Below are 20,478 nucleotides of genomic sequence, written 5' to 3'. Positions count from 1 at the left end.
ACATGTTTAACTCAAAACGTTTTTTAATTGTACTGACCGTTTCAATGATGGTGTTTATGAGTGGCTGCTCTCTCCCGGGGTTAAGCGGACCTTCGAGAAATACCATAGTAGTAGGAACTTTAGGAACTTCCGAATCCCAAATCATGGGCAATATGGTTCGACTTATGATTGAGCATTATACAAATTTGAAGGTCAATACGGTGAATAACCTGGGATCTTCTACCGTTCAGCACCAAGCCATGATGAACGGTGATGTAGATATTACGGCTACCCGATATACGGGGACCGACCTGGCTGGCGCTTTAGGAATGAAGCCAGTGAAAGAACCGAAGAAAGCGCTGGAGATCGTGCAACGGGAATTTCAGGAAAGATACAATCAAACCTGGTTTGACTCGTATGGTTTTGCGAATTCCTATGCATTTACCGTTACAAAAGAACTGGCGAATAAAGAACATTTAAGAACGGTTTCAGATTTAGAAAAGCACGCTCCGGATTTAAAATTAGGTGTGGATAATGCATGGTTAAAACAAAAAGGCGACGGCTATGAAGGTTTTACCCAAAAATATGGATTCGAGTTCGGAAAGACATTCCCCATGCAGATTGGATTGGTATATCAGGCGGCAGCGAAAGGGAAAATGGATGTCGTTTTGGCGTATACCACCGATGGCCGTATCAAATCCTTTGATTTAAAAGTGCTACAAGACGATAAACATTTTTTCCCGCCATATGATACCTCTCTCGTAGCACGGAATGAAGTGTTAGAAGAACACCCCGAGCTTAAAGGGAAGCTGCAAAAGCTGTCAGGAAAAATTGATACAGAAACCATGCAGTCGCTGAATTATGAAGCAGATGGAAAAAAGAAAGAACCCTCCATTGTCGCAAAGAATTTCCTGGAAAAACACAACTATTTTGAATAGGAGGTGGCATGTTGGAGACAATCAATGAAATTTTTTACTATTATTCGCAAAATGCAAGTTATGTTTGGGAACAATTTTACCGGCATTTCCTCATGTCCGCATATGGCGTATTGTTTGCGGCCATTGTAGCGATTCCTCTTGGTATATTAATTGCACGTTATCATCGACTAAGCACTTGGGTGATGTCCCTTGCAAACATCATTCAAACTATTCCTGCTTTAGCGATGCTTGCCGTACTTATGCTCGTCATGGGCCTTGGTACTAATACAGTTGTCTTCGCATTGTTTCTGTATTCTTTATTGCCGATTATAAAGAACACATACACAGGCATCCGCAACGTGGATCAAGCCTTACTTGAATCTGGGAAAGCGATGGGTATGACAAAATTTCAGGTGCTACGAATGGTCGAGCTTCCTCTAGCGATCTCCGTTATTATGGCAGGTTTGCGTACCGCATTAGTCATTACCATCGGAATTGCGACAATCGGCACTTTTATCGGTGCCGGAGGACTCGGAGATATCATCTTACGCGGGACAAATGCTACGGACGGGACAGCTATTATTCTTGCTGGAGCCATACCAACAGCGTTGATGGCCGTAATATCGGATATTTCGATGGGCTGGCTGGAGAGAAAATTTTCACCAAGTAAAAAGAATAAAATCGCTTTTCAGCAACAGACTGCTGCATAAATATCCTCTTAAACCATCCATCCGGGTATTGATCCTGGGTGGATTTTTAACGATGCTGGCTCTAATGTCCACAGGGTTTCTCCTTATATTTACCCTATTTATCTTTTAAATTAATACGAAGTGTTGTACCAACCAAGTACTGTTCCATTGTTGATATTTCCATAAGATTTCTCACACGTTCATTCTTGCAGCCTAAACAAAAAAACCTCTCACAGGCAAAGATGAAACATGGTCACATGAAAAATTCGATCTTCTAGAAGGAACAAAGTTTGTCCGCTTCCTCTACCAGACGGATGCTTCTGTAAACGGAAGAGGCTGGTATGTGGACGATGTGTATTCCACTAATTCAGAAGGTGAAAAGGAAAGATTAGAAGTGATCGAGAATCAGTGGGAACAACGTAGCTGGTAAGAGTACAAAAGCAGTTCTTAAGAGCGATCTTAGGACTGCTTTTTTAATTAAAGGAAAGTAAATCCAATTGACAATGATTCTCATTTTCGATAACCTAAAATAAGAATCAATCGGAAATCAGGAGATTGGGGGAAACTATATGTTTTTTTCTATGTTGTATGGGTTGAAGGATATTCATACTGTTATCTCAAATCAACGCAAAATCGGCGGGGCTGCTGAAGCAATTTCGATTCGCTTAACCACTGGCGAAGAATACTTTAACCCTGTTTTTACGAATATTGATATATCAAAAGGACAATATGTTTCTATTTGTTTTATTGATGAAGATGGTATTAACACGATTACACATGTTGACCAGATTGCAGTAATCAAAGGTTTGCGACATAAGCTGATCTGCCAGCTTGATAATACTTATGTTAAAGAACTGCTTTTAGATGACACTTTACAATACTTACAACGATTGTGTGATATAAATAACGGTTTCGTGACTCATACGTTCAAGAAAGAAGCACTGAAACTCGTTCGAGATATTAGTGAAAAAGAACTGAAAAAACATAACATTTCTCTTCCCTTCCCCATTGATGAGAAGCTCATAAATTTAACTGAACGATTATATGCATAAAGAAAAACGAGGACCTCTTTTAAAGAACCTCGTTTTTTTATATGATCTCGGTTTGGCAGGCTAGTCTATAGCCTTGCTGCAGTTTTTCTTTTAACTTTTCTTGTTCCTTCTCATCCGGAAATGATAAACCGCGTATCCCATTCTCTATCTTAACTGTACAAACTCCACAAGTTCCCTTTTGGCACTTGTACTTTACATCTTGGCCTTGTGCTAATGCCGTCAATAATAAATTTCCTTTTGCGGGTTGAATAGAGAACCTTCTGCTATTTTGCAATAGATTAATCGTTGGCTTTACGACTGGTCGCTTGATTACACTAACGGGCTGTTTTTCTGGATGTTTTTGCGTAGTAATAGCGGTAACGAGATTCGGTACAAGTGAGCCGACAGTTAACACCCTTTTATCCATCAAACTCAATCCTTACCTTTAGTGTCTTCCAGTGTGCAAATGGCAGAAGGACGTTTAATTCGTAAAACCACCGTTTCATACACACGGAAAGGATGATTCATCCCTTCATCTCCCAGATAGGCTGTTTCAAAATCCTCTGAAACGGCTAGATCCAAATTATTTTTTCCGGTATTTAAGATTACTCCTGTCTTTCCTTTTAATACAGGTGATTGGAAAACACCATCAGTCACTAACTCACGAACATGTTCGATCTCTAGTACATTCGTATCTTTATGAACACGGTGCAACAGCGAATATAATTCAGGTGATAACACGAGAGCGAATGGTCCGTTATGATTCATCTCAAGCAATTTGCTTCTTGCTTCAACGATATCCTGAAAGGCGTTTCCAGACTCATACCAATTCCCTACTAGTTGAGTCAGTCTCCCTTTCACATTCATGAGTCCAGGTATATCAAATTCTTTTGAACCATGAAAAATTAATTGATCTTCTGATACAGCAACATCACGAGCAGCATTTGCAGCTGGTGAAAAATCAATCGGAATATCAAGGTTCTTTGCTTGTTCCAGATCACGCCAATACAGAACAAAGTCTTTGTAAATCAATGGAATCGTGTAATTAACCCGCTTGCTTGACTCGATTTCCGTATCAAACGACCCTTGGAAATCCATTTTTGCTTCTACATTCTCTGTGAAAATATCATTAAAAATGCTTTGAACTCCTCTACCGAGTGGTCCGTATAATTCAATAAAACGTCTCCCGACCAATTGTTTACGTGCTGCGTTAATAACGGTCTCATTTAATTGCGACCAATCCTGTCCGCTCAATGGCGAGTCGATGGAATGTTGAAAATGATTCATGCTTATATCCTGCCTTTCTCCATTTCTTTATAATAAACTCCCGACTGTGAACCCTTTTCTTCTCGGTGTCTGTATTGTTTGTGTTTGAAAATTTTGTGGAGCTAAATGATCATGATGCTCGTCATGGTGGGCATGCGGATCAGTATAATCGGTATCAAACATATCGTTAATTTCTTGTAAATAAGTTTTTACTTGCTGGTAATCTTGATAAGTGACCGCTCTTAGCTCTTTTAGCAATGTACTTCTTTCCTCGTCCGTAAATGAAAAAAGAGCGAGATCCAAATGCTCAACAAAATTATGAAGACCGAACTTTTCAAGGTTCAACTCTTGTAGAAGCTTATTAAACTCATTGTTCGCCGGTGAAAATGCCCGATCATCCGTTTCCTTTTGAAATTTGCTTATTAGAGGAATAAGACTTCCAAGCCTTGATAATCTTTGTTCTTCCTCCTCGTAAATATGGTGATAATACAAACGTTCATGATCGTCTTTCGCATTTTGAATCACCGGGTCCAACATGTTCATAAATTTTTCAATGGCGTCCTTCGTCCCAGAAAATATCCCAAAAAATGTATTGAGTTCCTCTTTCACTCTTCCCACCTCATAATCATGTATAATAATCGCCAGTATTGCCATTTTGCCTGCCTTTTATTTCGATTTTCATCAAAAGAAATAAAAATACTTTCTGAAAACAAAAAAACAGTTCCTACGAGATGGCAGGACTGTTTATTTTTCTTGACTCTGTTTTCTAATATGTTGTTCTACAGTAATTGTTTCTGCCTCATTTCGTAATTATCCGCTCCGGTCTCGAATATACATTCATGGAGTTCCCCCTGATAAAACCAACCGTCGTGATTCCTAGCTCTTCTGCCTAACTCATGAGGAGTAATCCCTTTTTCTTTGCAGTATTGAAACAAAGCTTTTACTCTAATCCGGGGTTCACCAGGTTCACTTGGCCAGCCATAAACGCCGTCTGGGAAGCCACTCTCAAAATTTCGACGAGACATATTCTCACGCACCTTTTTTACAGTGTACCCTTTTTTTGACGGTAATATTAGGTCTTCTAATTTCGCCATAACTTAGCACCTCCCGGGAAATGTCTTTTTGCTAACCTTTGTGCAGCCCTTTCATCGAAAATCACTTTTCGTCCAAAAGGGTAACCTCCAAGATCAGTATAAAATTGTAATACTGAGTTCTTCGCTATAAGTTCTACCCTTGATCTAAACTAACCAGCAAGCAAAAGCGACCAAACACTTACCCACATTCTCATAACGCTGATTATCGTTGAACCCCTTTTTCGGACCCAAGAAGCGCTTATTATGTGGAGCGGCTTCGATGTTTTCTAGATGAACACAACTGAATGCTGGATCATGCTGTGGTAATAATGTGATTAATCCTGTGCAACATCGGGTTCACCCTCGGTAATTAATGCAAACACTGTAAGCCCCTTTTCAAAAGGAACTAACCAATTAAAAGCCCAACCACCTTGCCTTCTTTCGGACAAACCTACATGAAGTTAAAAAAATAAAGCTTTTTAAAAAAGATCAACCTTTTTCAACCAAAGGATCCCATTCATGGAATTCAATTATGGATGATATAGATTTAATAAAAGTCTGTACCCAAACACCTAAAAAACAGTAGTTTAAAATTTTTTGATAAAGTCAAAGCGGGCGCTTTTTAACCATAAGCCTTAGCAGGAATAAAACTCAAAAGTAGGACCCTTTATCGCCTTCAAAATGAACGACTCAAACTATAGAGGACCGTCTTATGATCGTCCCAATGAGCACTTTGAATGGCATTAGCGGAAATCAAATAAAGAAAAGAAAAAGCAGCCGTAAAGTCCGCTGTGTTTATGAGGAGTTGATTAAGTTAGCGGATTGTCTCATCGGTTACACAGTTTACCGAGGAACATACGGTGCTTGTCGAGTGCTTTAAAACAATTCATTCTAATGTTTTATGGGAGGAAAGAAGAGATTTCTGATGGTTATTTTATGAATCACATTCTCAACATTTATATATCATAGTATATCCCTTTGAATCATTGTATAGAAATAGGGAAGAATCATTCTGTTCTTTTCATCTGCCTCTCTGATCCAATCATCATTATTTGAAGATATAGATAATACAACGTTAGCAAAAAGACAGTTAACAATATTACTGAGTCCCTAATAATAGGTGCCTTCGGTTGAAAATAAAAAGGACCATATTTGGCCCTTTTATTTTTTGCTTGTAAACAATATTATTTAAAAGCCCTCATTGAAAGCTATGATCCAGACCCTTTGTTCTTTATGGCGTAATTTTTATGTTTACATAATCGCAAGCATTTATAATTGTGTTCAAATTCGTGATCCTTAGAAGTAAAGGGGATTTGGGATTTGTCTATTTGGATGACTATTTACCAATCGTGGTAAATCCATATTAACTTTTGATCTCCACTTTTCCTAAGTCCTCCTGTATGGCATTCCTAGGGTCTATCGTTGACCGTTCATGAATGTCATTCAAGATAAATACAGTATCGTTATCTTTATTTAATACAACGAATGAATAACCTTTGATGTGCTTTTCTAGAGTATTAATTTGCTTTTTCGTTAAGCGATGAGGGATGTCTTCAACTAAGCGTAAATGACAAAACTTACCCTGTGAATCACCCTTTGAAAAAGATGGGCCAGGCTTAAATGTGGATTGTTCCAGCGAAGTTACTTCAACAGTCTGATCAGGAAAACCAATTCCAAAGGAGTAAACGATTCCATGTGATAAGAAATGTACAAGCTTTCCACTTAATTGATAGTCCATATCAAGAACGAGCTTATTATCCTTAATATGTACCGTAAATGAGGTTGGATGAAAATTGAAATTATCAAACCGTTTACCAAAATCCAGTCTTTCTTCGTTAGTTAACTCCGCTGTTTGTCTTTTGTATGCTTCAGATTCTTGGGTTGAGGCTTCTTTTTCTTTAGGATCAGATTGGTTTTCCTCATTGGAACAACCTGTGATTGCTATCGATAATATCAGGCAAGCAAAAAATTTGTTCATTTCTCCTCCTTTAAATGGGTTCTTGTGCTGAATACTCCCGATATGTCCACTTATTATGGATGGATCTTTTCTTTTTCAATTTGCCCATATTATAGTAGCGTTCATATCCAGCCGATTTTACATATTTACTCCCAAACTTTAGCAGATGTTTTTGTTTTGCAGGAATAGTATAGGTGCAAGTTGTACTAACTCTCTTTGTCTTTCCCCAGCCTGTTTCATAATGGATCGCAATTTCCGCGACGGCCGCTTTAAGACTTCCTGTTGATGAAGCCGATGAACTTGTATATTTAGATCTTTCCACACTCATCGATACTGTCCGTTTCTCTTTGTTTTTGGTATTGTCTGCTTCATGATCCCAATAGGTTTTCTTGTGTTTCGATTTTGTTACCTTTTCATACTCCCATCCCGTATACGCCTCCTCAGCCGGCCTGTAACCGTCATCCGGTAAAGTTGGAAGATACTTTAAAACGGTGTCGTTACCATAATGAGGGCCAGACATCTTTGCAGTTTCCTGATAAGTATCTGCAAGGGCTTGTCCATTTCCAATTCCCATAAAAACGGATGCGGTTAAGACAAACGCAACACTCATTTTTTTAAAATTACCTTTGCTTATCACGACTACCAGCTCCCTTGTTATTGAGTAATAAAAGTCAAAATCCACCATCATCCACGTCTTTTTGTTTTAATGTGACGATGTAGTATAATTAATAAAGACGGATGAAGGAGATGCAGCTCCTTCATCCAGTTATTTTATTGTGGGATCTAAGGAGTGATGTTGTATTGGAAAAAGATATAAAAATTAGAAAAGTTGGAAATTCACTAGGTGTATTAATCCCATTGGAAATGCTAAAAAACCTAGGTGTAGGCGAAGACGATTTGGTTCGTATGACATACGAAAATGGGAAGATCATCATTACAAATAATCTGGAATCATCAGAAGCGAAATTCAAAGAAAGAATATTTCGTCTTATAGACGAGTATATGAAAAATGAAAAATAAAACTAGAAGGTGGGATTCCCACTTTCTTTTTTCTATAGAGCTAAATCATCTCTCCATACATCCACTCCTTTTCACTATTAAGTTATAACAAAAATTATAATATGAATTTATTTTATATCCGAGTTAAGTATATTTCATGGGTAAAAATGCTTATTTTTTCATATTTGTGTTATAACTTATCGAAAAAATCACTTTTCATAAAAAACTCCTTTAAAATGACACTATGTTATAATATAGTTATAATAAGAAGGAAGTTAACAAGGGTTACACGGCCATCTTAAAGCATTTGTTCTTAAATTTATTAACAAAAAAAGAAGCCGTTATCACGACTTCTTCTCCTTCTCTTCCGCAGGTACTCTTCCACAATCGCAGAACTGTTTAGTGCATTGTAGTAAAGTGGTTTACATTTCTCTATTTAACTCTGCTAAATATGTTACCCCTCGCACACTAATAAAATGATATTTATCAATTCCGCTGTCGATAGTCGTAAGTAATCGATAAAAAAAGAAGCATCCTCATCTGGACAGCCTCTTTTGGCTGAACCGGCTATCCGAAGGTATAAGAAATACAAATACAGCTATTAGTTGGTTCCTCCGCCTAAACCCTTGGAAGAATCTCTCCACTCCTCGTCTAATTTACTTTTCAAAGTGAGAAGTACTATAGGCACGATGTCTTTTAATAATTAACATATTTATTTTTTAATCCATCAATTATCTGGTAACCTTTTCTTTACCTCTATCGACTAATTTTATGTAATACACAATAAAAATCAAGGGAGAAAAGGAGAGGATTTTATGTTGAAATTCAACAAAAAATGGTTGACAGGTATCCTTGTTGCATTATTGACTTTTATGTTGTCAACCCCTTCCATTGCCTCGGCAAGCGGGTTTCATCACCCTGAGAATTGGAAACAAAATTCTGTTCTTAAGCAAGGCAAAGCCAACACAGAAGTTAGGAATATGCAGTATATCCTTAACGTGATGTCTTTTTACACTGAAACTGGGCTCGTTGATGTTGATGGAATATTTGGGCCGAAAACAGCCGCCGGTGTAAAGAAGTACCAAAAAGAAAATGGATTAATTGCCGATGGCATCGTCGGCCCAAAAACCTGGAACAGTTTTTCACAATATATAAAGAAGAAAAACACTTCCACCTACGGAGCTGGCGGCTTTATGGGCCTAAGAATGGAATGGAAGTATGACAATAAGTCAGATTCCTCTCCCTCAACTGCGACCATCTTCGGTAATGGAACGGATAAATCGGATGGCTATCGGCTATACGCCAAGTAAATAACAAACCCATTGGTTTAAAAACCCAATGGGTTATTTTATTTATCAGAAAGAGCGTTTTTTTTATTTACACTCCAAATTTTACTACCAGTTTCAGTAACAAAAACCATCAGCAAAACTACAGTAATTATTTGGTTTTTCCATCCTTTTTACGAGGTGGCTTTCCACCTACATTAATTAAGGTTGACCTTTCGTATCTATTCCGTTACGTCATCATGAGCACGCCAATGGTCGCTGATTTAAAAAACAAAACCGATCCAAATTAATGTTGAATTAATAATTCTTTAAAATCTAACAATACAGCTTTTATATTTGCGTATTACACTATTAAAGTGAAAGAGCGGCCATAATCGACGAGCGATAGGAAAAACAGATGGTCCTCAATTACGACTAATCTTTCTCCTGGAGGTTTTCCTTATGAGTATGTCAATGGGGAATGTTATGGATCTTAATATTACACATGAAAAATTGAACGGTACACATTATTTGGAATTAGTCGGAGAAGTTCAGCGCTACACAGCACCCAAGTTAAAAGCAATACTTTTCCCTTTGTCCGAACAAACTAAACAAAAAATCATTATTGATGTTGAGAAAATTTATTTTATAGATAGTGTTGGGTTAGGAGTGTTCGCCGGAGCAATTAAATCATCGATCATGAACAATAGTACGTTAATACTAAGAGGCATGACCTGTCGAGTCCGCCGACTATTTGAGATAACTGGGCTTATAGAAATGATCTAAGTCAGGTATGTGCCCTTTGTTCAGATTGAAAAAGAAGAAATGCCAATGAAGGGAAAGTTAACCAAAAAAGGGGCGGCCATTCAATCTGTATTTCTATCAACAAACGATTGCAATGCGAAGGCTTATGGACTCCTTCACCGACTATTGCAACGAACGAGGACTACAATGCTTCGTTGGAAGAAACAGAAACCCGCTCTCAAATGAAAATTTGAAAGCGGGTTTTACTGTTTGACAGTCATTAAGTTATATTGCCTTTGATACGTTGAATTTCATAAACTGCTTCCATAGTATTAACAGCGCCCTTCTTTGTTTGAAGGGACATCAATCTTTGCGAAAAGAACGGTCAGGGGGCTGAAGTTTGTGAAGTTTTATATTCATGCTGAATTGGTTCTTTTAAACTTAGAATGATTAGGAATCCAAGAATAAGTAGGAATCCAAAGTAACCAAACGCAAGGTTATAATTGTTTGTTGTATCCAAAATAGCTCCTACGATCATTGGGGAAAAAAAACCGCCAAGATTGCCGCCGCTGTTTACTGTAGCTATCGCTACTGGGTAGGTATCTCTGGTGGTTAAACCCATTGGATATGCCGTAAAAGCAGGCCAGCCTATATTAAGGAAGAAACCAGCAAGACCCAGACAGAGAGCAACAAGCGCTCCGTTATCCGGAATATTGATAATAACAAACATCATGACGGCTGCAGCAGTAGCAGTTATTAACATAGTAGGTTTGCGTCTTTTCTCGAAAACTTTATCTGATAAAAATCCGCCCAGAATAGCTCCCAATAAACCGCCAACAGCCGGCATCGATGCTACGAATCCCATTTTCATAAAAGAGTACCCTTTTGCATTCACCAAATAACTTGGAACCCAAGTCAAAATTCCATATATTACACTGTTCATTAAAAAATAAGTAAGGGTATTTCCCCAAATATTCCAGGAAGCAAAGACACTTTTAAATGTAGTTAAAGGTGCTACTTTTTGATAACGAATGAATTTATCGAGCCAGCCAAAGGATTTTTCCTTGCCAGAATTTACTTGGATTGCTTGACTTTCACGAATATACCTAGCTTCCGCTTCGGAAACATTTGGAGAATCCTCAGGTTTAGTTCTTACAAAAGCATACCAGATGACTGCCATAATAATACCCGGTATAGCAAACCAATAGAACACAGATCGCCAGCCTTGGGTGACAGCTATCCATGAAGCGATAATAGGAACCACAATCGGCGCCAGCTGGGTTGAGGCAATATATACACCTGTAGCCGTAGCCTTCTCCTTAGCAGGGAACCACTGGTTAATTGTAGAAGTCATAGTCACAGGTGCAGGTCCTTCTGCAATCCCTAATCCTAAACGAAGCAATACCAAAGAGGTTGCACTTTTTACTGTACCAAGTAGGAATGTTACAAGTGAGAAGGCAAGGATTGCAAGTGCACCTATACCCCTTGACCCCTTTTTACCTAGAGCAAAACCGGCCGGAATTTGTGTAATGGCATATCCCAGGAAAAAGAAACTCGCAATCGCACCAGCCTGGAAGTTATTTAGAGTAAACTCTTTTTGAATAAACGGTAAAACAACTCCAATATTCGTTCGGTCAGCGTAACATACAAAATAGGCACCAAAAATAATAGTCAGGACTACCCAGCGAAAGCTTGATTTTGTCTTTGTTGATGGTACAGCCTTAATTTTGGATTGAGGTACTGCCATCATTTTCACCCTCCAACAATAAATTAAAATGATATAAAAAAATCAGATTCACATAAGTAAGTATCTGGGTGTAAAGAACAAACCAGGCATTAATTTTCAAACTATTCAGACATAAAAAATTAAAAATAATATCTACTCTTGCGATCATCCGAGCAGTTCACTAACCAACAGTTCTACTAATCCGTTTAATCCTGCAGCTTTTCGATAGTGGTTTATTTAACAAATAATCTTTCTGGATGTTTCTCCATGGTCATTCTTTCCTGTAATACTCCTATTATCAGCAATTTTTGGTGCAGCCATGTTATCGTAAGAGAAAGCAAAAGCTTATATTTACCTACTCATGCAAAGTGTCCTATATCTGTAGGATCACTATATCTTTGTCTTCCTGCGATATGAGAAATAATCATTTTTTAAAGATTAACTGGGGTAATTGGCTTTTTTTCATTTAGAACATTCAGAATATTATCAGCAGCTAAATTGGCCATGTTCATTCTTGTTTGAACACTTGCACTTCCGATATGAGGAAGCGTGACAACATTAGGTAGGGAAAGTAAAGGATGATCAGAAGGGACCGGTTCCTCCTCAAATACATCAAGGCCAGCAGCCCAAATTTCACCATTCTTTAATGCATCAAATAATGCTTCTTCATCAACAATCCCGCCTCTTGCAGTATTTATGAGAACGGCATTGCTTTTCATTAGAGATAATTCCTCTTTCCCAATCAAGTGGTAAATTTCATCACTAAACGGTAGGAGAAGGCAGACATAATCAGCCTGCCGCAATAATTCTCGTAGTTCCCTGAAATGGATTCCCAGCTCCCGCTCTTTATCATACTTACGCGTGCGATTATAATAAAGGACATTCATGTTAAATCCTTTCGCCCGCTTTACAAGCGCTTCCCCTATTCTTCCTAATCCAACTATCCCTAACGTTGCACCATATATATCCTGGCCTGTATGCTGCATCGGGGACCATGCACCCCATTCCCCTTTGCGAAGAAAGTCAGACGCATACATGAGTCTCCGGGCTGTGGCCATTAAAAGAGCAAACGTTAAATCTGCTGTTGTTTCAGTGAGTACACCAGGAGTATTAGTTACAATAATCCCCTTTTTTTGAGCCGAGTGTATATCGATATTATTAAAGCCGACTGCCATGTTACTAATAATCTTTAAACGGGTTGCTTCATTAATGACCTCTTCATCAACCATGTCTGTCAATAAGCATAAGAGGCCATCTGCATTTTTAATTTCCCTGAGTAAAATTTCCCTCGGTACCGGGATTTCCTCCTCTTCCCACATCCTTACATTTAAATCGATTGAAAGTTTGTCGATTACATCCTTAGGTAGTAATCTCGTTATATATATGGTTGGTCTCAACTTCTACTCCACCTTTGGCACTTTGTCCTGTGCTAATTGCAAAGAAAGTTTTTAATGAAGGATACAATTCGTTGAATATATGATAAAGCTGAGAATACGTTTCCCGCATGCCGACCTCAGGCTTAGCCGTATATATGGTTCCATTCCCTATAGCAGTAGCTGCTTCTTCCAGAGAGGAAAAATAGCCAATAGTGGTGCCGGCTATGATACAGGCTCCTAATACACCCGTTTCGGAAATAGCTTTAATCTTAATTTTTTTCTCCAGAACATTCGCTTTGATTTGGGCCCATTCCCTGTTTTTAGATCCCCCGCCGATGGAAGAGAAGCTTTCTGCCTGTAATTTGTAACACTCTTCAATAATTTCATAGATCTGTCTTAGACCATATGAACAACCTTCCAAAATGGCACGATACATATCGGCTTTTACAGTATTCAAATGGATGCCTACAAAGACCCCACGTGCGTTAGTATCCCAAATCGGTACTCGTTCCCCCTGCATATACGGCAGGAAGAATACACCGTTCGCACCCGCAATCGATTGCTTGGGCAAATCCTCTAAAATACGTTTTGAATGGCCTTCCGGTTTTAAAAACTGCTCGTAGAACCATTGGATGGCTAAACCGGGGAAAGACATTGCTCCATGGGACAGCCAACGATTTTTCATAACATGGCATCTATTCAAAAATCGCTTATCCAAACAATCAGGCTGATCTGTACAGACGGTTAAAACATTTGAGGTTCCAACGGATTCAAACATTTCATTCACGCCGAGACCAAGTGCAGCTGCTGAACAGGCTGTATCAGCCGCCCCTGCTATAACCGGAATACTATAAGATGAAAAATCAGGCAGGAAGTTTCCAATAACCGAACTCGGATCCACAACCTCAGGAAGCTTCCTGGCATCAATACCCACCTTCTCGTAGATTTCTGGTGACCAATTATATTTTTCAATATCAAAAATTCCAGTGTAGGAACATTGTGTCCAATCCATTAAAAAGTTCCCTGTGAGTTTGTGCAAAATAAATGTTGAAAGGTTTCCCCACTTATATGTTTGTTGATACAAATCGGGATAATGGTTCTTAAACCATAGATGTGTTGTAACCGTATACATCCCAGGCTCTATTCGGTTTTTTGTGATGTTAAACAATAACTCTTTACCCACAGTTTCTTTAATAAGCTCAGATTCATCCCTGCTTCTTTGGTCTAAGTAAACAATTCCGGGGTAAAGGGGATCTCCCTTTTCATTTAAAAACACAGAACTGTTGCAAAAAGTAGAAAGAGAAATGGCATCAACTGAACCAATGGTATCTACTTGCTCCCATACTTTCAAAAGCAATGTTTTCGTCTTATTCCATGTATCCTCTAAGTCAATTTCCACCCAACCCATTAATGGGTAAACAAGGGACAGAGGCTGGAACTCAAGAAATTCCAGCGCTCCTTCCTTGTTCATCGCACCTACTTTAATACCGCTCGTTCCAATATCTATTCCAATAATGTGAGACACGGCTCATCACCCTTAGTATGAAGTTACTGGTGAATCCATCAACTCGTTATAAAGCTCCATCGTTTCTTTGACAGTACCTTTATTATGAATAATATTTTTAAAGGCTTTTACAACAGCAGTTGGATTTGGATTGTTCCATACGATCCTTCCAAAGGTAATGCCTACTCCCCCAGCATCAATTACGTCATAGACCATTTGAAAATAATCTTCTATATTATTCCCGTTATCCCCGCCTGCTACGACTACCTTTCCTGGAGTCGAGGAAACAACCTTGTGGAACGTTTCTGGATTTCCAGTGTACTTTGTTTTTACAATGTCAACGCCAAGTTCAGCGCCTGCACGAACTGCATAGGCCACATCCTTCCAATTATTTTTATCCTCTTCAGGAATTTGATTTCCTCTTGGATAAATATGGGCAATCATCGGAAGTCCGTGAGCCGCTGCCTGCCCGGCTATAATCCCAAGATTACGCAGCTGTTCCGGCTGGTCATCACCGCCAACAATACATCCCATTGAAACGGCATCAGCTCCTAAACGTACAGCTTCATCAACCTCTGTAACCCATGCGTCATAGTTGGGCTGCCACGGTGAGAAGGTAGAGCATTTTAAAATAAAGCCTGTTTTACCCGCATGGGGGCGGTAACACATATCTGCAATTCCTTTATGCATGGTAATAGCATCCGGACCACCAACAACGATTTCATCCATCTTACGCTGGATTGGCATGAGTTCTTCAAAAATCCCACGTGCCATTGCCTGGTCGACAGCCACTGCCAAAAGCTTTCCAGATTCCTGATTTAAGAGGCGATTCATACGAATTTCCTTACCTAAAAAGGACATCGTCAACACTCCTATTCTCACTTTTTATTGGGTAATAACTGATTTCATGCCATTTCCATTTTTCACATCCATAATTGCTTTCTCAATATCCTCCAGAGTGTAGCCAGTAGTGGTTAAAACATCTGTGTTAATTTGACCGGTAGTTATCAAAGAAAGTGATTTGTGGTAATCTGCTCTTGTTAATGACGATGTACCGTTTATATTAATCTCGTTATAATGTATAACATTCGGATCTATTTCCGACATTGCACCATTTGTGAATCCAGCAAATAAGCTTAATGTTCCGCCCTTTTTAAGCAGGGTGGCACATTGATTGACCAGTGACGGAACTCCTATTGCCATAATCACTACATCAGCACCTAACCCATCGGATTGGCTTAATACGATATTCTCCAGTGATTCAGTGAGAGGATTCACCGTAACATCTGCACCAGCCAGGGTGGCTTTATCCCGTCTATGCTCGATTGGTTCACTTAGAACAACAGACCTAGCCCCTGCTATTTTAGCTAATTGAACATGCATCAAGCCGATCGGACCGCCGCCAATAATAACGACAACGTCACCCATTTTAACACTTGCTTTTCTTTGTCCATTAATACAGCAGGCAAGCGGCTCAGTAACAACTGCTTGTTCAAAGGATAAATGAGCAGGAATTCTAACAAGATTTCCAGCCTCCAGGGCAGCAGTTGGTATCCTTACATATTCTGCAAAACCACCATCAAACTCATATCCAATGGCTGTTCGGTTTGCACACACATTCTCTCTTCCATTCAGGCAGTAATAGCAATTCCTGCAAGGAATTACAGGCATAACCGCCACTCTGTCCCCTTTAGAAAAATCCTTCACTTCTAAACCCACTTCGACAATAGTGCCAACAAGTTCATGTCCTATAATCGAAGGAATTCGAACACCTTTAGTCTTTTTTCCTTCAAAGATTCTTACATCCGTACCGCAGACGGCACTAGCGTTAACCTTAACAAGAACTTCATCTTCATTGATTTCCGGTTTTCGAACCTCTTGAAGCTTAAGTTCGTTGGGACCGTGAAAAACCGCTGCTTTCATGGCCTGTTTCTCCTTTGTCCTTGGTTTTTTGGCAAAAATTTTCCTAAACAAAGCAACTGAATAAAATAATATACATCCTCCTTATGTGCATCTTCTCCCCTCATTTCTGACCAGATGCGCTTTCATACAACTTTAAAGAATCGATTAAATATTCAGAAAATAACTTACGAGACCATAATAACATGTGGTGGTAATTTCCTTCAAGTAATATAAATAAAAAAAGAAACTTTTTTTCACTACGGATTAAAGTTTCTTATCAATCGTTGATTTCCTTGTTTTCTGAAGGTTTTGATAGTACATTTCATATTTCTGGTTAGCTACAGCAGCGACCAAAATATCAATTATGGTTAATTGAGCGATCCTTGAAGAAATTGCATCGGTTCGAAATAAGGTTTCATTTGATGCTGTTTGTAATACAATATCCGAAATCTTTGTAATAGGGGATTTGGATGAGTTAGTTATACAAATAAGGGTTGCTCCTGCTTCTTTTGCTAATTTTAGAGCAGATAATACATCTGTATTGGAACCCGTATGAGAAACTCCGATAACCACATCTTTATTGGTTAAAACGCTTGCTGACATAGCTTGTAGAATGGAATCGTTATAGGCAAATGATTTTATCCCTAATTTCAATAACTTATGGTGCGCATCGAGTGCCACAGTACCTGATCCGCCTGTTCCATAAAATTCGATTAGACGGGCATTTGATATGGCATTGACCGCTTTCTTTATTTCTTCATCATTACAAACCTCGATCGTATCATATAAGGCTTGTATGTTGGACTGGAAAACCTTCTTTTTTATAGTTACAACATCGTCGCCTTTTTCAATAATTTCGTGAATAACTTTTTCTGGGGTCATTACTTCTTTGGCCAAATTTATTTTTAAATCCTGAAAGCCCTTGTATCCTAGCCGTTTACATAAGCGAACGACAGAAGATTCACTTGTTTCACTTCTTTCGGCAACCTCTGTTATTGAAAGATGGATAATTTCTTCTTGATTTTGTTCAATGTACTCTATAATCTTTTTTTCTGAATCCCTTAACTTTGACATAGCCGCATTAGTTCTGGTGAAAAAGCCAGGATTTGTATTTACTCTCAAATCGCTCATTGCGTGACCTCTTCTTTCTCTTTCTTTCTATTCTCTATTCTATAATATCTGATTCATAATTTTCTACTTAGATTCTTAACAATTACTCAACTTAAAAAGTTTACAACAATAGTGCCATCACAAAAGGCAGCCTCGTTTACGGATATATTAAGGATAGAATGGCAACATCACCCACCTATGGAACTGCCGTGGTAACAGGCTCCACCATGGATATATTGCAATTCTATGTCCCCTACCGCGCGTGCCGTTCAGGTATTTTTCGGCCCAAATGTAACCCTGGTCAATGTAAACGGTGCTAAGGTCCCATTTGAAAAGAACGGAAATTATATCATCGTTAATTACGGATTCAAATAGCAGAAGGAGTTTCCCCCTTTTGCTATTTCTTGGCGAGGGGCTCCTATTTAAAGACTCAATAAAGACTTGTCTTTTAAGCAGGAACTCCTTAATATGGATTCAGGAACGTGACAAGGAGGTAGTTATGAAATCAGTGGCCGAATTGGAACATCAATTAACTGAACATTCGGATAAGTTTCCTGAGTTTCTATCGACGCTAGATGGCGATCTTTTGATTCTTGGAGTCGGGGGAAAGATGGGACCCAGCCTGGCACGGCTAGCCAAGAAAGCGATCGATAAGCTCCAAATGAAAAAGAGAGTGATTGGGGTTTCGCGGTTTAGCTCCGATTCGTTACGGCAAGAACTCGAAGCAGATGGAATTGAAACGATCGCCGCTGATCTCCTCAATGAGGAACAGTTGGGCGCATTACCAGATGTAAAAAATGTGATCTTTATGGCTGGCACCAAGTTTGGGACAACAGGAAACGAGCCCTTCACATGGGCGATGAATGCCTATCTACCTGGCCGAATAGCAGAAAAGTTTAAACAGTCCAGAATTGTATCTTTTTCCACAGGTAACGTCTATCCCTTAACTTCTGTATCGTTAGGAGGCGCCTCTGAAGAACATCCTCCCAGTCCAATTGGAGAGTATGCCCAATCATGTTTGGGAAGGGAACGTATTTTTGAATACTTCTCCCGAAAATACAATATTCCAATGGTACAATTCCGTTTAAATTACGCGATTGACATGAGATACGGGGTCCTTAGTGACGTTGCAAGGGCCATTATGGAGGAAAAAACCATTGATCTACAAATGGGGAACGTCAATGTGATTTGGCAAGGCGATGCAAATGAAATGGCGATCCGTGCTTTAGGCCTCTGTTCAACGCCTCCCTTTACCTTAAACGTGACAGGTCCTGAAACCGTATCCCTTCGATGGCTAGCAACACGGTTTAGTGAATTGTTAGGGAAAGATCCTCTATTTATCAACGAAGAACAAGAAACCGCCCTACTCAGCAATTCCTCTAAAGCCCATCAATTATTGGGTTACCCTCGCGTTTCCCTTCGTCAAATGATGGATTGGACGGTGCAGTGGATTGAGACGGGTGGCAGTAACATTAATAAGCCTACTCATTTTCAAGAAAGAGTCGGATCCTTTTGAAAGCGCTGTCATATTAAATACCTAATCTATTTGCGAAAACCATTTGTTTATCAACCGCTGTTTAGAGTCGCATGATAAAAAGTTAGGGAGGATATCCATGAACAATAAAAAGTGTGGGGTTATGGTGCTTTGTTTAATGTTCATTTTATTGATGGCTCTTTCAGGTTGCTCAAGCAAAGGAAGCAGCGGCTCTTCTGATCAGGTAGAGATCAAATTGGGGTATTATTCATCCCCTACCTCTGATGCAAAGATGAAAGAATTGGTCGAAGCGTTTACGAAGAAACACCCACATATTAAAATCGTCACTGAAACGGCCCCATATAACCAATTTGTTCAAAAGCTGGATACACAAATCGCAGGCGGTAATGCACCTGACGTTTGGCTTTCAGATGGCGTCTTGGTCTCTAAATTCGCCGAACGCGGAGCCATTAAGGATGTCACAAGCTTAATCGAAAAGGATTTAAACAAAGACGACTTTTATGGGTTTGATTACAACAAAGACCCAAAAGGACAATATTGGGGAGTTCCTCAAGGCATTCAGGTAGGTGCTCTCTTCTATAACAAGGACATGTTTGATAAGGCCAAAGTGAGTTATCCTACAGCCCATTGGACGTGGGATGACACTTTGAAAGCGGCTGAAAAGGTGACAATGGACACGAGTGGAAAGTATGCGGATGAGTCTGGGTTTAAATCCAAGTCTATTAAACAATACGGTTTAACGTTTTTCAACATTACTGAAGGCTGGTTTCCGGTCATGAAAGCCTATGGTGGTGGTGTGCTTGATGAATCCATGAAAAAGTCCATCGTGAATTCTAAAGAAAACAAGGAAGCTGTTCAGTGGATGGTGGATGGAATGAAGAAAAATGTCATCACTGATCCTGCAGATATCAAAAGTTTTAAAAACCCTGTCGATGTGTTTCCAAGTCAGGCAGCGGCGATGAGGATCGGTCTATACGCCAGAACGCTAGCGGCAAATGAAGCGGGATTAAATTACGATGTGACCTTGCTGCCAACAGGTCCTAATGGAAAACGTTTCGCTCCTGTCATAGCAAACTCCTGGGTGATTAACAAAAAAGCGGATGACCAAAAAACAACAGCGGCTTGGGAATGGATCAAATACTGGGTAACGAATGATGATGTGCAAAAACAATGGGGAGATCTCGGAGAAGCGATTCCTGTAAAAAAATCCGTTGCCAATTCTGATGCCTTTCTAAAAGGGAAAATCAATAAAAAGGTATTCATCGATAGCCTTGAATTTGCGGGGACGCTAGACGCAAATGCGGTATGGACGGAATGGCTGGCAAAATTCAATGATAACATCAACCCTGCGTTTACCGGGGAGGAGTCGATTGACGAATCGCTCCAGAAAGCAGATAAAGACATTCAAAGCGTCTTGGATAGTTTTTATAAGAAATAATGAAACA

19 protein-coding genes and 1 pseudogene are annotated in these 20,478 nt (G+C 39.3%); 8 read left to right on the top strand and 12 right to left on the bottom strand.

Translation table 11 applies throughout. The annotated features are described in order from the left end of the window. Positions 1-2: 2 nt before the first annotated feature. The 3 genes from ABHN01_RS10500 to ABHN01_RS10490 all read left to right on the top strand — a co-directional run bounded on the left by ABHN01_RS10500 (position 3) and on the right by ABHN01_RS10490 (position 2,637). Entirely contained in the window at positions 3-917 is a 915-nt protein-coding gene (locus tag ABHN01_RS10500) for an osmoprotectant ABC transporter substrate-binding protein (protein WP_429875506.1), read from the top strand. An 8-nt stretch (positions 918-925) separates the two neighbouring features. Next, positions 926-1,606, top strand: coding sequence for an ABC transporter permease (locus tag ABHN01_RS10495; protein ID WP_429875505.1), 681 nt, complete (start codon positions 926-928; stop codon positions 1,604-1,606). A 548-nt stretch (positions 1,607-2,154) separates the two neighbouring features. Beyond that, positions 2,155-2,637: a hypothetical protein gene (locus tag ABHN01_RS10490; RefSeq protein WP_429875504.1), complete on the top strand. Its 483-nt coding sequence runs from the start codon at positions 2,155-2,157 to the stop codon at positions 2,635-2,637. A gap of 37 nt (positions 2,638-2,674) precedes the next feature. Here the strand turns inward: ABHN01_RS10490 and ABHN01_RS10485 are convergent, their stop codons facing one another. The 6 genes and pseudogenes from ABHN01_RS10485 to ABHN01_RS10460 form a co-directional block, all read right to left on the bottom strand. Beyond that, entirely contained in the window at positions 2,675-3,043 is a 369-nt protein-coding gene (locus ABHN01_RS10485) for a 2Fe-2S iron-sulfur cluster-binding protein (RefSeq protein ID WP_429875503.1), read from the bottom strand. Between the two features lie 5 nt (positions 3,044-3,048). After that, on the bottom strand, positions 3,049-3,903 hold the full coding sequence (locus ABHN01_RS10480; RefSeq protein ID WP_429875502.1) for a family 1 encapsulin nanocompartment shell protein: 855 nt from the start codon (positions 3,901-3,903) through the stop codon (positions 3,049-3,051). A 27-nt stretch (positions 3,904-3,930) separates the two neighbouring features. Continuing rightward, on the bottom strand, positions 3,931-4,491 hold the full coding sequence (locus tag ABHN01_RS10475; protein WP_429875501.1) for an IMEF encapsulin system ferritin-like cargo protein: 561 nt from the start codon (positions 4,489-4,491) through the stop codon (positions 3,931-3,933). A gap of 190 nt (positions 4,492-4,681) precedes the next feature. Then, positions 4,682-4,771, bottom strand: a pseudogene (locus ABHN01_RS10470) (formate dehydrogenase accessory sulfurtransferase FdhD); the annotation flags it as partial. 1,547 nt (positions 4,772-6,318) lie between these two features. After that, positions 6,319-6,933, bottom strand: coding sequence for a hypothetical protein (locus ABHN01_RS10465; RefSeq protein WP_429875500.1), 615 nt, complete (start codon positions 6,931-6,933; stop codon positions 6,319-6,321). A 10-nt stretch (positions 6,934-6,943) separates the two neighbouring features. After that, complete coding sequence (locus ABHN01_RS10460; protein ID WP_429875499.1) at positions 6,944-7,549, bottom strand: hypothetical protein; 606 nt, start codon at positions 7,547-7,549, stop codon at positions 6,944-6,946. A 164-nt stretch (positions 7,550-7,713) separates the two neighbouring features. Here ABHN01_RS10460 and ABHN01_RS10455 point away from each other — a divergent pair, with 164 nt between their 5' ends. The 3 genes from ABHN01_RS10455 (at position 7,714) to ABHN01_RS10445 (ending at position 9,962) form a co-directional block, all read left to right on the top strand. Then, positions 7,714-7,932: an AbrB/MazE/SpoVT family DNA-binding domain-containing protein gene (locus ABHN01_RS10455; protein ID WP_429875498.1), complete on the top strand. Its 219-nt coding sequence runs from the start codon at positions 7,714-7,716 to the stop codon at positions 7,930-7,932. Positions 7,933-8,726: 794 nt separating this feature from the next. Then, positions 8,727-9,221, top strand: a complete 495-nt coding sequence (locus ABHN01_RS10450) for a peptidoglycan-binding domain-containing protein (protein WP_429875497.1) — start codon at positions 8,727-8,729, stop codon at positions 9,219-9,221. Positions 9,222-9,638: 417 nt separating this feature from the next. Then, complete coding sequence (locus tag ABHN01_RS10445; protein ID WP_429875496.1) at positions 9,639-9,962, top strand: STAS domain-containing protein; 324 nt, start codon at positions 9,639-9,641, stop codon at positions 9,960-9,962. Positions 9,963-10,305: 343 nt separating this feature from the next. On the opposite strand, the gene ABHN01_RS10440 is transcribed toward ABHN01_RS10445, so the two are convergent. The 6 genes from ABHN01_RS10440 to ABHN01_RS10415 form a co-directional block, all read right to left on the bottom strand. Beyond that, positions 10,306-11,667, bottom strand: a complete 1,362-nt coding sequence (locus ABHN01_RS10440) for an MFS transporter (protein WP_429875495.1) — start codon at positions 11,665-11,667, stop codon at positions 10,306-10,308. Positions 11,668-12,077: 410 nt separating this feature from the next. After that, positions 12,078-13,043, bottom strand: a complete 966-nt coding sequence (locus ABHN01_RS10435; protein ID WP_429875494.1) for a 2-hydroxyacid dehydrogenase — start codon at positions 13,041-13,043, stop codon at positions 12,078-12,080. Beyond that, positions 13,006-14,547 (bottom strand): xylulokinase, encoded by a 1,542-nt coding sequence (locus ABHN01_RS10430; RefSeq protein WP_429875493.1) that lies wholly within the window; start codon positions 14,545-14,547, stop codon positions 13,006-13,008. The genes ABHN01_RS10435 and ABHN01_RS10430 overlap by 38 nt, the downstream gene beginning before the upstream one ends. A gap of 12 nt (positions 14,548-14,559) precedes the next feature. Next, positions 14,560-15,387, bottom strand: coding sequence for a class I fructose-bisphosphate aldolase (locus tag ABHN01_RS10425; RefSeq protein ID WP_429875492.1), 828 nt, complete (start codon positions 15,385-15,387; stop codon positions 14,560-14,562). 24 nt (positions 15,388-15,411) lie between these two features. Next, positions 15,412-16,449 (bottom strand): zinc-dependent dehydrogenase, encoded by a 1,038-nt coding sequence (locus ABHN01_RS10420; RefSeq protein ID WP_429875491.1) that lies wholly within the window; start codon positions 16,447-16,449, stop codon positions 15,412-15,414. A 243-nt stretch (positions 16,450-16,692) separates the two neighbouring features. After that, positions 16,693-17,559: a MurR/RpiR family transcriptional regulator gene (locus ABHN01_RS10415; protein WP_429875490.1), complete on the bottom strand. Its 867-nt coding sequence runs from the start codon at positions 17,557-17,559 to the stop codon at positions 16,693-16,695. 478 nt (positions 17,560-18,037) lie between these two features. Between ABHN01_RS10415 and ABHN01_RS10410 the strand changes: the two genes are divergently transcribed. Both ABHN01_RS10410 and ABHN01_RS10405 read left to right on the top strand, forming a co-directional pair. Continuing rightward, complete coding sequence (locus tag ABHN01_RS10410; RefSeq protein WP_429875489.1) at positions 18,038-19,054, top strand: NAD-dependent epimerase/dehydratase family protein; 1,017 nt, start codon at positions 18,038-18,040, stop codon at positions 19,052-19,054. Positions 19,055-19,151: 97 nt separating this feature from the next. Next, on the top strand, positions 19,152-20,471 hold the full coding sequence (locus ABHN01_RS10405; RefSeq protein ID WP_429875488.1) for an ABC transporter substrate-binding protein: 1,320 nt from the start codon (positions 19,152-19,154) through the stop codon (positions 20,469-20,471). Positions 20,472-20,478 lie beyond the last annotated feature (7 nt).

It is taken from the genome of Fictibacillus sp. NRS-1165 (assembly GCF_050468105.1).
Lineage (GTDB): Bacteria > Bacillota > Bacilli > Bacillales > Fictibacillaceae > Fictibacillus_C > Fictibacillus_C terrinigri.
The sequence above is the reverse complement of the archived record's forward strand: the minus strand, read 5'-3'. Positions and strand labels throughout refer to the sequence as shown.

Coding starts and splice junctions, on each gene's coding strand:
- ABHN01_RS10500 (WP_429875506.1), top strand. CDS start 3: ATGTTTAACTCAAAACGTTTTTTAATTGTACTGACCGTTTCAATGATG.
- ABHN01_RS10495 (WP_429875505.1), top strand. CDS start 926: ATGTTGGAGACAATCAATGAAATTTTTTACTATTATTCGCAAAATGCA.
- ABHN01_RS10490 (WP_429875504.1), top strand. CDS start 2,155: ATGTTTTTTTCTATGTTGTATGGGTTGAAGGATATTCATACTGTTATC.
- ABHN01_RS10485 (WP_429875503.1), bottom strand. CDS start 3,043: ATGGATAAAAGGGTGTTAACTGTCGGCTCACTTGTACCGAATCTCGTT.
- ABHN01_RS10480 (WP_429875502.1), bottom strand. CDS start 3,903: ATGAATCATTTTCAACATTCCATCGACTCGCCATTGAGCGGACAGGAT.
- ABHN01_RS10465 (WP_429875500.1), bottom strand. CDS start 6,933: ATGAACAAATTTTTTGCTTGCCTGATATTATCGATAGCAATCACAGGT.
- ABHN01_RS10450 (WP_429875497.1), top strand. CDS start 8,727: ATGTTGAAATTCAACAAAAAATGGTTGACAGGTATCCTTGTTGCATTA.
- ABHN01_RS10445 (WP_429875496.1), top strand. CDS start 9,639: ATGAGTATGTCAATGGGGAATGTTATGGATCTTAATATTACACATGAA.
- ABHN01_RS10440 (WP_429875495.1), bottom strand. CDS start 11,667: ATGGCAGTACCTCAATCCAAAATTAAGGCTGTACCATCAACAAAGACA.
- ABHN01_RS10425 (WP_429875492.1), bottom strand. CDS start 15,387: ATGTCCTTTTTAGGTAAGGAAATTCGTATGAATCGCCTCTTAAATCAG.
- ABHN01_RS10420 (WP_429875491.1), bottom strand. CDS start 16,449: ATGAAAGCAGCGGTTTTTCACGGTCCCAACGAACTTAAGCTTCAAGAG.
- ABHN01_RS10415 (WP_429875490.1), bottom strand. CDS start 17,559: ATGAGCGATTTGAGAGTAAATACAAATCCTGGCTTTTTCACCAGAACT.
- ABHN01_RS10410 (WP_429875489.1), top strand. CDS start 18,038: ATGAAATCAGTGGCCGAATTGGAACATCAATTAACTGAACATTCGGAT.
- ABHN01_RS10405 (WP_429875488.1), top strand. CDS start 19,152: ATGAACAATAAAAAGTGTGGGGTTATGGTGCTTTGTTTAATGTTCATT.